Annotated in this window: 8 protein-coding genes; all 8 read right to left on the reverse strand. The window is 57.5% G+C overall.

Going from position 1 to position 13,060, the window contains the following annotated elements; genetic code table 11:
- Positions 1–466 precede the first annotated feature (466 nt).
- Genes AC6LJ9_RS28540 through AC6LJ9_RS28575 form a run of 8 tightly spaced genes read right to left on the reverse strand, consistent with a single transcriptional unit; the run spans position 467 to position 12,769 of the window.
- Positions 467–2,785, reverse strand: coding sequence for a UvrD-helicase domain-containing protein (locus AC6LJ9_RS28540; RefSeq protein ID WP_498150171.1), 2,319 nt, complete (start codon positions 2,783–2,785; stop codon positions 467–469).
- A 2-nt stretch (positions 2,786–2,787) separates the two neighbouring features.
- Positions 2,788–3,630, reverse strand: a complete 843-nt coding sequence (locus AC6LJ9_RS28545) for a hypothetical protein (RefSeq protein ID WP_498150172.1) — start codon at positions 3,628–3,630, stop codon at positions 2,788–2,790.
- A 15-nt stretch (positions 3,631–3,645) separates the two neighbouring features.
- The gene (locus tag AC6LJ9_RS28550) at positions 3,646–4,356 is read right to left on the reverse strand and encodes a YgjP family zinc-dependent metalloprotease (protein ID WP_498150173.1); all 711 of its coding nucleotides are present in this window, start codon (positions 4,354–4,356) and stop codon (positions 3,646–3,648) included.
- Positions 4,357–4,359: 3 nt separating this feature from the next.
- Positions 4,360–7,650 (reverse strand): type I restriction endonuclease subunit R, encoded by a 3,291-nt coding sequence (locus AC6LJ9_RS28555; protein WP_498150174.1) that lies wholly within the window; start codon positions 7,648–7,650, stop codon positions 4,360–4,362.
- 37 nt (positions 7,651–7,687) lie between these two features.
- Positions 7,688–9,007: a restriction endonuclease subunit S gene (locus AC6LJ9_RS28560; RefSeq protein ID WP_498150175.1), complete on the reverse strand. Its 1,320-nt coding sequence runs from the start codon at positions 9,005–9,007 to the stop codon at positions 7,688–7,690.
- Positions 9,004–10,617, reverse strand: coding sequence for a type I restriction-modification system subunit M (locus AC6LJ9_RS28565; RefSeq protein ID WP_498150176.1), 1,614 nt, complete (start codon positions 10,615–10,617; stop codon positions 9,004–9,006). The genes AC6LJ9_RS28560 and AC6LJ9_RS28565 overlap by 4 nt, the downstream gene beginning before the upstream one ends.
- A gap of 59 nt (positions 10,618–10,676) precedes the next feature.
- Positions 10,677–12,449, reverse strand: coding sequence for an N-6 DNA methylase (locus AC6LJ9_RS28570; RefSeq protein ID WP_498150177.1), 1,773 nt, complete (start codon positions 12,447–12,449; stop codon positions 10,677–10,679).
- 17 nt (positions 12,450–12,466) lie between these two features.
- The gene (locus AC6LJ9_RS28575) at positions 12,467–12,769 is read right to left on the reverse strand and encodes a hypothetical protein (protein ID WP_498150178.1); all 303 of its coding nucleotides are present in this window, start codon (positions 12,767–12,769) and stop codon (positions 12,467–12,469) included.
- Positions 12,770–13,060: the final 291 nt, after the last annotated feature.

The raw sequence follows: 13,060 nt of genomic DNA on the forward strand, positions 1-13,060 counted from the left end.
ACACAGTCAGGCCCCACTCCAGTCTGGGATATCTGACTCCGCGGCAAGCCGCCATGACGGTGGCAAGTAGGTCAATCAACGAGGCTAGACTCCAAATCCCGTTGGTGTGAAAAATCCGGGCAGGTCAGAAGGGAGCGAAAGATATTATGGTGTCGGCTACACGCCGAGCGCCATCTTGCTCTACATCCAGAGAATCACGTACCCAGACGTCGCGCTGCCGCCGCCGTTCAAGACCTGGCTTGGAAACAGAGAGGCCGTCAGCAAACGGCTGCTGACGCTCGCGCGGCGGTGGAAAACCTAATGGTCATCAACACCACGGAATTTCGCCCCATCAATTGACAAATCGCGATGGCATTTTCTATGGCCATGGGCACCGACCCAAGAGGTGCGGGGCCAGAAATTGCTTATTAGTTGCCAAGCGCCAGCATTCCTTGAATGCCGGACCGTATCGCTTGGCTCTCTAAATCTATGATTCAGACATCCCGAAACTGAGCAGTCCAGCAGCGACACCACTCTTCAAGATGTCGCTCACCCCGCGCGCTGTGTTTCCCAGTATTTCAACTCGAAACCTCGCACGGGTGATTGCCACATACAGACGTTGATGCGCTGCGTAGTTCAGGAAGTTCTGGCTGGGCTCGAAATCCAGACCCGCCCCCTTTGGCGGTACGCGTCCGCCGTCAACACCTACCAGCACAACGCCGGCAAACTCGAGGCCACCGACAAACTCAGGTGCCGTCAAGACAAAGCGTCCCGAGTTTTTTGCCCTGTTGACTGCTTCAAGGTCCCCGCGGCTCTTAACAACCTCAACCGGTTTGCGGCTGGCCTTCGCAAACTCTTGTGAGCGAGCAAAGAGCTCATCTCCGAAGACGATGATAGCTACGTCCGCTTTTTGCGTGCTCATGTCGCGGGCGAGTGCATCGGCACGCTCAAAAGCAGCCTCAAGCATGTTTTCGTCAGACGGGAAGTCCAAGTAAGCAGGTTTTCTTGACTTCCGCTCCTCTTCCGCTGTAAAGGCGCTCACAGATGCCGTTAGCGGATTGTGAAAATTCGTGAACAGCGTTGCACCGCTCGACGTCACCGAAAAGGCAAGGTCCACAATCTCCGGGGAGCAGCGGAAAACCGAGCGGATGCGAGTTGGGTCGGAATGGCCGAGAGTACCGGATGGGTCGAAGGCCGCTTCGAATGCGAGGTCGGTCCACCCCCGGTCCCCGAGTGCCTGGGAACGGTCAACGGAGTACGCAATTGGCTGATGAAGCTCGCGCTTCGTCAACCTGTGAAAGACAGAAAGTTCGTTGACGTTGAACAGGTGAGTCTCATCAATAAAGATGGAATCGAATCCTTCGCGCGCACGGCGTCGACGCCAAATCGGGGTGTTGAGTTGAGACGTTGCACTGAGCACGACATCATCGGTGTCAAACTGGGCGGACACCTCCAGCTCGTTCTGGTACTTTTGGTACATCAAGAATACGAAGGTCTTGTCGCCTTCATTCTCTACCGGCAGCCCCATCTTCAACTTCTCCAGCTTCTTGTACTTGCTGAGGTCTTGGTCCGCACGGCCCTTTATCTGGACACTTATTTCATGCTGGAGCATTTCCGCGATTGCCCAGTGCTCAGTTTCCGCCAGGAACTTCTTGAATGGCTCAGACAGAAAGGGGACGTGAGACTGGTACTCATCGCGAAGGGCACATTCGACGCCCTCAATGGCATAGAGCCGCTGGACAAGCTTTGACTCGTAGGCGTCTCGGTCCACCAGCTCTGACTCGGAAATTTCGCGCTTTAGTAGATTCGCGCAGAGCTCCTGCAGGGTCATTACCTTGATTGATTGCGCTTTGGCCAGCAGCTCAAGCTCTGCCTCCATATACTCCTCGCCACCATTGATGGCAAAGAGGTTCTCAATTGCGCGGCGAGTTGGCTCGCTGTGCGCGATGAAGAGTGCTCGGTGTGGTTCACCCACTCCCTCCGCATCTTGGACTGTTTTCAAGGCCTTCAGTACAAGGCAAAGCGTCTTACCGGTACCAGCAGGTCCCTCGATTCGATGAGGTACCGTCAAGGGCGAGTCGACGAACGCTAGCTGCGAAGTAGTCAGCACCTTCGACCAGCCTTCCAGGCCAGCCGCAACGATGCGTGGAGAACTTGAATCTTGCAGCTCAGTTACGACCAAAGAACTCGAGCCGTTTCTGTTCGCTCCAGTCGCCACCGGAATTTGCTTAGCGGCCAAGACGTACGCTTCGTCGCGGCCATCCCACGCTTTTCTGAAGTTCGTCAGCCGAGATGCCTCGGTTACTCCACCACCTTCGGTATCACCAAACTTGTAAAGCAAGAGAGCCTTTTGCGATTCACGCTTTGCTCGCCGCTTTTCGTCGGGGTTCCGGTCAAGGGAGACACGAAGTGCCGTCTGCATTCCAATTGGGTACGGAAAGATGATGGCCTTGTTATTGGAGAGTACACGCTCATTGGCACTTGGTTTCAGGCCAGCCCAATATTTTGTCGCAAAGCGAAAGGTCTTCTGTAGCGTAAGAATAAGCCCGCTATCGTCTAATCGCAGGAGCTCCGCGGCTTCTTCTAAGTCGATTACCAAGTAGTTCTGCAGTCCCTTTCCTGGAGTCAAAACGAAAACACCATCGGACGCTGACAGTGCAACGCAGCGGAAGGTAAGCTGTGCTTTTGGCGCAGTGCCACGCAGCACCGAGACAAGCAGTTTTCCTAGCTCGAACTCGGGCGACTGGAAAAATCGCTCGGAGGTGATTTCAGAACAGGCACCTTCGTCAAAATAGATGAATTTCATGTTTACCCCAGACCGATTGACGCAAGAGACTTCCTCACCGAGGCATAGTCGTTGTCAGCAACCCCAATTCTCGCAAAGAGCATGGTGAAATTTTGCATAAGATGTTCAATCCACGGTGACTTCAACTTGGCCACTGGGGCTGCGAGGTCGCTGTCACCAACGAATCGAGGGCATCGCAAACTGTTTTGCTGCCGAGCCACCCATGCTTCTTTTGCTAGACCGTCGACAATCTCGCGCGCGAGATTTGTTGGTATGTGATGAATCTCGCGCAGTAAAGCCACATAGTTCGCCTTATCGCCGTCGAGCGATGGCATTTCTCGCAAAAAATAGAAACCACTAAGCCGATTCCCGGATAGCTCTTTGACGACGCCATCGACTTTTCCAGAATTTTCTATCAAATGGAGCCTGCGCTCTTCCTTTGAATCATGAGACGTCCTCAGCCGCTGATTCTTAGCATAATTCTCTATGGTCGCCCGAATCTTCGAGCAGCGAGCAGTCCAGGCACGCTCACTTTCCTTCGCCTTAAAGTGCGCGTCATATATTTCATCTACCGCCTTGGTTTCCAGAAGCGACTCCGAAAGAGACGCGTCCTTGAGGTAGTTCTTCAGAGTGTTATGGCAATCCGCGTCTATGCGGTCCATGGCATTGTTCGCTCCGTCACACAATACCCAGTCGTGAAGGGGCACCACGGGGATGTAGCTGAAGATGGGAGCCTTGTCCTGGGCGGCATCACATCGCGCCGTGATTACGAGACCATAGACCGAGGAATCGGGGTAGTCCTCTGCGTAAGCGCATGAGAAGACCGTGCCTTGAGTGAATTCATTTTCGCGTGGCTCGTCAAACATAGATGAGTTCATAAGTTAGACCGCATCTCCAAACACCGCCCTCTCCAGCGCCTCATGCTCTCGCCGCCACCCGGGCATGACCTGGGCAACCAGGTTCCAGAAGACTCTGGTGTGGTTCTTCTCGACGGTGTGGCAAAGCTCGTGGACGATGACGTAGTCCTGCACGCTGCCGGCCAGTTCCATCACCCTGGGGTGAAACTGCAGGACGTTCGCCGCGTCACAACTCGCCCATCGGCTTTGAAAATGCCGGACGCGGGCTCCCGCAGCTTTCAACCCTGTTTCGCGCTCCCAATGGCGAACTCGTGACAGCAGTTTTTCTTCCGCGCGCTCGCGGTAGAAGCTCTCCAACAGCGGCGCCACAGCTTCCGGAGTGATGGCGCTCCCCCACGGGCACTCCACCACGAAGCGTGACGCGGTAAAGGCCAGCCGTGGTGTAGTCAGAGCGGGCGCGTGCCGGACCTCCGTGAAGTAGCTGCGCCCGCAATACTTGAGCCGGCTGCCGGTCACGATGGCGTCTTCAGACTGAGGCTTGTTGACCAGCGCCAGCTTCTCTCGAATCCACCTGGCGCGCCGCCGTACCAGTGCCTCCTGCTCCAGCACTTCTACCCACGGCCCGCGCAATAGAACGGGGTGGCCACGTTCGACCGTCAAATAGTGGCGCTTCAGCCCTGCATCTGGCTGAAACTGCCACTCGATAGTGGTCTCTCCGTACTGCAAGCGCGGCATGGCTCAGTTCTTCAGAAAAATGGTCAGCAAGTTGCCAGCGTGGTCTCGCGCTACGGCCCGCTGCCAGCCTGCCAGCGGCACCAATAGGCTACTGATGCGCTTCTTGATGTCGGGGTGCAGGTCTGGCATGGCCTTCCAATTGCCAGAGGCCATTGTGTGGCTAAGCTCCTCATCTTCGAACAGCTTGGTCGTAACGCCCCGGGCCACGTCGCTCGACAGGTGCGATTCCAGGTAGTGGAACGCGGCGGAATGGGCCGGGCTGGAAAAGCCGGTGTTGTCTTTCTCTTTAATGCGCTGACCGAACAGGTCCAACTGCTCCAGGAACTTGGCCTGGGTAATGCGGCCGGCCTTTTCTTCTTCAAGCAGCTTTTCCAACTCCTCCGCCAGCTTGTCGAAGAACACAGGGTCCTTGTCGCGCCCCGTCTCGATGGTGTGTTTCAGCTGGTTTTTCATCACCAGCGCCCGGCTGCCGGGGCTGGCCAGTTTTTTGAGCCGGTCCATGTCCGAGGCATCAAGAATCGACACCTCTTTGCCGAGCAGGCTCTTGGCTGGGCTGGCGTTGATGTATTCATCCAGCAACTGCTGCAGGAGCACCGATTCGAGTTTGGTGATGCGCTCCCGATATGCTGTGCCGGGCAGTTTGTCCCTCAGCATCAGACGGATTTCCGCAAACAGCGTGAAATACGGTTTGAACGGCACCCCGCGCACGTCCGGCAGGATGATGTCGATGCTACGGTTGAACTGTTTGACCAGTTCCAGAAAGTCTTCCACCTTATCCAGCCGGGCTGCCGGGTCGAGGAAGACTTCGGCGTCGGCCTTGTAGTCCTCACGCTGGCTGACAGGGTCATGCTTGCGCGGCAGGAGCTTGAGAATACGCTCCAGCGTCGCTTGCAGTTTGGGCAACTCGCTCTCGACGCCCTCCCATACCTGGGCGGGCTTGACCTCGCCGCCGTAGATTTTGAGGGCGTGGTCTAGATGCTCCACCACGCCGTGATAGTCCACGATGTAGCCCGCGTTCTTGCCTGCCATGGTGCGGTTCACGCGTGCGATGGCTTGCAGCAGGGTATGTTCCTTGAGCGGCTTGTCCAAGTACATGGTGCCGACAATCGGCGCATCCCAGCCAGTGAGCAGCATGTCGGACACGATGATGAGCCCGATGTTATTGGCGTGTACCTTGCCGTCCTTGCCCTTGGCTTCATCGCCATAGGGCAGCGGAAACAGCTTGCTGACGAAGTTGGCAATCTGCTCTGGCGGCATCGCGACCGGCACCTTGCCGGCCTTGATTTCATCGCGCACGCGCTCTTCAATGGTGCGCACCTTGTCCGCGCCGACACCCTTCTCGGCAGCGGCTTCTGTCTCAGAAGCACCGGTGCGCGAAGCCGTGATGTTGGCCAGGGACACCACCACCCGGCTCTCAAAAGTGGGGAGCCCCTGCTTTTGGCGCTCGTTCATGGTGGCATCGAGCAGGTCTTTGTAGCGCACAGCCATCTCTCGCCCGTCGCACACCAGCATGCCTTTGAGGCCCTTGGCCTGCACGTTGTCCAGAAAGTGCTCGACCAGATGGTGAGTCACCTTTTCCATGCGGTCACCGGCCTGCCGCCAGCGCGTGAGCAGTTCTTTTTTCAGAGCGTGCTGGCGAGCCTCGGGCTCATTGACGAATTGGTCTTTAAACGCCTGGTCGAGATTGACATCGGGCGCCAGCGCCACCCAGGCGTCCTGGTACTTGATGGGCAGCGTGGCCCCATCGGCCACGGCCTCGTGCAGCCGGTACTCGTCGATGTATTCCCCTCCGCCAAATTCAGCCAGAGTGTGTTTGTCATCGTTCAGCAGCGGCGTACCAGTAAAAGCGATGAACTTGGCATTCGGCAGACTGGCCCGCATAAAGGCAGCCAGGAAGTCGTACTGACTACGGTGCGCCTCGTCCACCAGCACATAGAAGTTGGGCTTGGTGCTCAGCACACGGAAGTTCACCTTCTCGCGGCCGAACTCTTCCCATTTGGGCGATAGCAACACCCCATCTGCGTCGTACTGGTCGTAGTTGGCGTTGCGCTCTTCGACCATGAAAAAATCCTTGCCGTCACGCACACGCTGGTGACGCGTCGCCAGAAGGGTGTCATCCTCATCCGGCGAGGGTTCTGCCGAAGCATCAACCTCGGCCTCCGCATCGTCCTTCTCCTGGAACTTCTGCACCGTACTCGTGAACACGCTGCCATAGTCGTTCGACAACATCTTGACCAGACCATCGACGGACACCGCCTGGATGGCCTTGATGCCCACCGCGTGGAAGGTGTCGAAGATTTGCTTGTCGAGGTCGCGCCGGTCGGTCAGCACGAGCACTGTCGGGTTGTCCAGGCCCGTGCTTTCGGCACGCAGCAGGCGAGCCAGCAACGCCATGGTGAGCGACTTGCCGCTGCCCTGCGTATGCCACACCACACCGCCGAGTGGCTTGGGCGCGGTCAGGCGCTGCACCGTTTTGCGCACGGCTCGCCACTGCTGGTAACGCGGCAGCTTCTTGACGGTCTTGCCATCGCGGGTTTCGAACAGCACGTAATGGGTAATGAGCTCGAGAAAGCGCGCCGGCTCGAACAGCGCCCACAGCAACTCGTCTTGTTCGCTCGGCTCATCCCCCAGCAAAGCCGCCACCTCGGCACGCTCGGCCTCTTGCAGCCGGTAGTGCGCGTAGAACGCCGGGGGCGTGAAGATAGCGCCATACAAACCTTGCCGGCCATTCAACCCTACGCTGACCTGATTGAACACAAACTGAGTCGGGAAGGTCGCGCGGTAGCCGTCCAATTGTGCGAGGGCTTCATCCAGCCGGTGGTGGCTGGCCTTGCACTCGATGATGGCCATGGGCAGGCCGTTGACGAAAAGCAGCAGGTCTGGGCGGAACACATCGTCGTCGGCATTGCGACCCACGTACTGGTCCACCACGTGGAAGTCGTTGTTGGCCGCGGTGCCGGCGTCAAAGAAACGCACGCTGCGCGGTTTACCCTCGGCATCCTTGACCTGGATGTCGGAGCGGTGCACCACCTGCTCCCAGAACGCCTTGTTGGCTGGCAGCAGCTCGTCGGTGACCCGTTTGCGCAGTTCGATGAGGGCGGCATCCACACCGCCGGGTGCGGATTCCAGCCATGGATTCAGCGCCAGTAGCCTGGGCTTGAGGACATTTTCCAGCAACGGGGCCAAGTGCCGATGTTCGACCACAACCTTGCCGCCCGGCAGGTGGGTGTAACCCAACCTGACCAGCCATTCGATAGCAGGAACTTCGACCCCATTCTTTTCGGCGTTGGCCATTGGCGTTACCCTTCCAAGTACTTGTCCAGTGCGGCGTTCAGGCAGCTACTTCTGCGACGGCCGCCTTGACGCGCCATTCTCCGGTCAGCAGCTTTTGCATCAGTCCTTGTTTAAGTGCCTCACATTGAGCACGTCTAGCTAATAGCGAAGCGGTCTTCTTATCCACCTCATTCAGCATGAGTGAAACCTTCTTCTGCTGTGCAAGCGGCGGAAGCGGAATAGGGATATTTGCAAGGGCACTCAAACCGAGAGTCTTGTTTCTGCCTGCCCCACCAGGGGACGCAAGCTCAAGTAGCGCCAAACCAGCGGAAGTGGTCAGGAATCTAAAGAGATAATCCACTCTTGCGCGGGACTTATCAACTACACACGTTATGTATCTATGGGAGCCAAAACGACCGTCATCCTCTTCCCGCGCCACGGCCACTGCGCCCTCCCAAGCGAACACATTAGAGAAAAGCAGGTCACCCTCTTTGATTTCGAAAAGGCGCTTGTTTCCAACCTCTTGCCCTCGCAATGCAGGCTTGTGAAATGTGCCTTTCCCATAAGAGCGCAAGCCGAGCTCGGGATATATTCCCTCCGAGTGTACATCGACGGGCCGCCTGACAAGCGGTGCGATGTCCCCCAATCGAACGACTTGCCATCCGTTCGGCAGAACACCAGGGGGGGTCAATGAAAGATTCCTGGGCGTCCACTCGCCATGCATATCATTGTCGACCGCACCTCTGCTAAACAATTTTTGTATCAAACCGCGCTTTAGAATTTGTGCGACTTCGATTTGACGGGAAATCAAATTCAGCTTGGAATCCACCGTCATGAGTATCTCAGCGATTCCCCTTTGCTCTTGCAGCGGAGGCACAGGTAGCTTAATGTCGAGCACCTTTTTCTTTGAGATGTTATAGCGCGTCGACCCTTGAGCCAGGAACGTAATTCTCCTTCGCATATATTCGGACCGAAATGCATAGCCCGAGTAGGCAATGTCGAGACACAATTCTCTCGGTCGAAACCCAAAACAGAAGCTATTGAGGTAAAGCTCCTCCGCTGGCTTGTGCGCGACCACTGACGACATCCCGACCTCCTCCGGCGTTTCGGAGGAAATCGTGAAGAGTATGTCTCCCTTCTCCACCTGACTCTGGGTTTCCCCAGGCTCTATCGCGACCCGCTCGAGAAAATTCTCTGACACGAACGCGTTAAGAAAGACGTTTTTGTACGGAACATAGGTGTACCCATCGCCGAAGTCTTCCTTCGACTTTCCTGACAGCCCGGAGTATGAATCCCCAAAGTCGCCCAGGCGACGAAGCTTCCATTCCTTTGGGTATTGACACACAACGTTCGCTTTACTGTTAGTAGTAGACTTCACTTGCTGTCCCCTTCAACCGCAAGCTCAGCCAAATACTCTTCCAACTGCGCATCAATGAGAGTTTCTTCCTGCGCCAGCTTCGCCAGTTGTGCCCAGGTCGCTGCCACATCGACAGTCTCTTCTACCTTGCCATTTTCGATATAACGGGCGATGTTGAGATTGCCGTCGTTCTTGCGTATTTCGTCAAGCGTCACCACTCGACAATAGCTCTGGACTTCAGTCTGATGTTCGAATGCATTCTTGTGTGCGCTGGAGATACGACGAATGTCTTCAGGTCTAAGGCGATTCTGCACCTTATCGTCGCCAAAGTCGGCGCTCGCGTCGATAATGATGACCTTGCCCTGTAGCCCGATGGGTTTCCGCTTATTTAGCACCAGCACGCACGCTGGGATTGGCGTGTTGTAAAACAGCGCAGGTGGCAAGCCGATAACGGCTTCGATAAGGTCGCCTGGCTGGCTGCCGCTGGCCGCGTCGGTGCCGAATAGCAACCCCTCACGAATCTTGCCTTCTTCGCCGCTGCGGAACAGCACGCCATGCGGCAAGATGACCCCCATGCGGCCATCGGCCTTCAAGCTGGCGAGCATGTGCTGGGCAAAAGCCAAATCGGCATAGCCGCGCGGCGGAACGCCGTAGCCAAATCGGCCATACGGGTCGCTGACCTGCTTGTAGTTTGGCGCCTTGGTTTTCTTCTCTCCCTCCTGCTCAGCTTCGGCGGCGAGTTCCAGCGGCGCCCACCACGCCTTGGCCGAGAACGGCGGGTTGGCAATCACCCTGTCGAAGGTTTTCAAGTAGTCGCCATTCAGGTGCTTGGGCTCGACCAGCGTGTCGCCGCGCTCAATCTCGGCCCGCATGTTGTGGAGGTACAGGTTAAGCTTGGCGATAGCCCAGGTGCCCAGGTTCTTTTCCTGGCCATAGAGCAACGCATTGGGCTTGCCCATGAGAGTGCCGCCCGGCAACTCGGCGATGTGGTGAGCACTTTCAACCAGCATGCCACCGCTGCCGCATGTGGGGTCGTACACGCTCATGCCGGGCTGCGGGTCAAGCAGCCCCACCACCAACTGCACGACACCCTTGGGCGTGTAGAACTCGCCGCCCTTCTTGCCGGCGTCGTCGGCAAACTGCTTGATGAGATATTCGTAGGCATCGCCCAGCATGTCGGCCTTATAGAGGTCGGCATTGCCCAGCTTGTACAGGTTGAAGTGGCGCAGCAGGCGTTGCAGCGTGTGGTCAGACAGCACACGCTTATCGCCGTACTGGGTGGCGGTGAGCACATGCTGCAGGTCGGTGCCCTTCACGCCGGATTCGATGTCGTGGAACGCCTTGTCCAACGCTTCCCCAATATTTTCGGTACGGGTAATGAGCCAGCCCCAGCGCGCCGTTGGCGGGAAGGCGCCCTGGTCTTCGCAAATTTCTGCATCGGCCTCTGCTTGGCTCAAGCCTTCGTCGGCCATCAATTGGCTGACGCGTTCTTCAAACACATCGTTGAAGCGCTTGAGGAACAAGAGTCCGAAAATGTAGTTCTTGAAGTCGGACGAATCGATGGAGCCGCGCAGAATATTGGCGGATTCCCAGAGCCAGCTTTCCAGCGTGTCGAGAGTCAGTTGAGCCATGTGGTTTTTCGGTTGTTCATACAATGTTATTGGGGCAGCCAGTGAAACGGAGCAGCGGTTTATTGGAGCGTCTCTGGCCAGCGTCGCTGCGAGATGTCTGCCATTTCTCCGCCGAGGCTGGCGACCTGGTGTTCGAGGTGGCAAAGCTGGTCGTAGTCTTGCCGGATTTCTACGTAGGTCTGCGCGGATGGCAGTGGCACCATGACCGCACTCATCAACGTCCCTGGGCTGATATGCTGCACGCCTGCACCGACCTGGAGACCGTCAAGCTGTGCCTGACCATGAGGGGAGCGCAGGTACATAACAAGGACCTCCGGCGACAGATTTTTTTCGTGCCACTTCGGGTCCAGGCGTAGCACAAGGCAGCTCTGAGACACTACCGTCGGCCGGTGCTGCGCAGCCGCGCCCATCAGGGCAACTCGCCCGACTGAGCCCTTGATAGACATCACGATGTCCCCCGGCTGTACCAGCGTTGCGTCTTTCGGCGCCGATTTCAGGTAGACGGTCTTCTCGATGCCGTGGTTGATGGGGTGCCATTGGTGCAGGTCTGGCAATCCCACCTCCGCAACCTCGAAGGGAGTTGCCTCCTTGGAGGCAACGGGCGGCCTCACGGCTTCACAGATGTCGCCAAGCTTGACGGCATCCTCACCCAGGTCTGCAACGCGCCGTAGGTAGCGCGATGGAGCGAAGCTGAACTCGTTTGCTTCAATCTCATCGCGGGTCACGAGCCGAGCCTTGTCGGCCTGCGACTGTCCAAGGGCCACCTCGCGGCCTGCAGAGACAATGTCTCCGGCCTCCTGAAGCGAGCGTCGACCACTGCCCAGGTCAGCCATATAGATAGTGCCGGGCTCACCGGCAACGTCCATTACGGTGATAGCACCAGCGATGCCCATGGCACCAAACACACCTGGTGGTAGCGTGATAACGGCCTGGACCTCGGTGCTTTCATTACCCCGGTTCAGCAGATATTCGCGCAGACGCTGTTCCTGCCCTTTTGCGAACAAAACCCCTTGGGGCGTCACAAATACAGCCCGCTTGTTGATGCGGTTTGCGAATTCAAAGAGGGCCCAGGACTCGCTGCGGGCGAATTGTTCATGGGCACGGGTTTCAGTGATGTCCCACATCGGCATGCGACTGTCCTTGACGTGCAGGCCGAAGGGTGGCATCACAAGCGCATAGTCCGCACGCCCAACGGGACGGCCCACAGCGTCACGTTCAACTTCGGTCCGAACTGACGGTGGATGAGGCTGCCCTGTCTCAATCGTCAACAGGAGTTGACGGACCAACGGCCAAGACGCCAATGGCGAGGCCGCATGCACACGCCATCCGCGGCGCAGGGCTTCGACGGTCAACTGTCCTTTGAGGTCGAACGGAATCCAGACTTCACTGTCTGGTGGTGCGCCGACCATGTCCATCAGCAGCGAGGCCAACTCGGACACCACGGTACCTTCGGCTTCGCCGCGGCGACCAGGCGAATCGGTAATGCATGGAAGGACATCCCAACGATGCGGCCCGAGTTCCGCTTCCAACTCGGAGGCAATAGCTGCAGCAGCGGCACGCCGACCGACATCATGAGCGACCGCAGAAGCCCGCTGGGCCGCAACGAGGTCGTACCCTTCCCGCGGAAACCCGGCCTCCAGCAACTCCCTCCAGGCCTGCAACTCTGTGAGCTGGTCAACTGTGGAAAGTCCACGAGCTTGCCGCAACGTGACCATTCGGCCGGCAGCCAGCCAAGTCAGTGCGAACAGTTGGGCATCGCTGGCCCCATCAAGCCGTGCAAGGTCAGCCAGTTGCCAGTAAGCCCGTGTGGCGGGCGACTCGGTTCGTACCATCGTGTTTCTATTTACCCTCAGTTGTGACGGTGGCCCATCGTAATGACGGTCTGGTCCTCTGGGCTGACTACGGCGTAGACCCCGGCCAGCGCCTCCACCTGCTTCGTGCGGCCAACCGCCCGACTGAGTGCGTCAAGCGAATCTGAAGTCATCAAATAGCGGATGCCTCCCCTGCCGTCGAACTCCCGTTGACCGTAGGCCAACAGCAGCGGCAGAGCGGTCTTATCGATACCGCGCTGCCGCGCACGCTTATCCGCATGGTTGGACATCGATACGCGACGCTCGCGTGTAGACTGGAACCCTCGGTTGTTGTAGCTCACAATGAACTCCATCCGCTTGATGAACGAAATCGTAGCACGCTACGAAAAATATGCAAGAGGGGATGATAATTCGCTCCGGTGCCGTCCTATTGAGCACCTGAACCAGGTGCCACTCAGCATGTGACCTGCGAGGCCAGAAGAAAAAGGCCCGCGTGTAGCGGGCCGGTAATCCCCCCATTCTTAGCGATTGCCAGAAGTAGGAACGCTATGCAGCCATGGCTAGCCGCTGTTTGGGGGTGAAGCCGCCCAGTGCCATATTTGGGCGTTCGTGATTGTAGGACCACATCCATT

The organism is Achromobacter sp. 1011811831 (genome assembly GCF_059760905.1).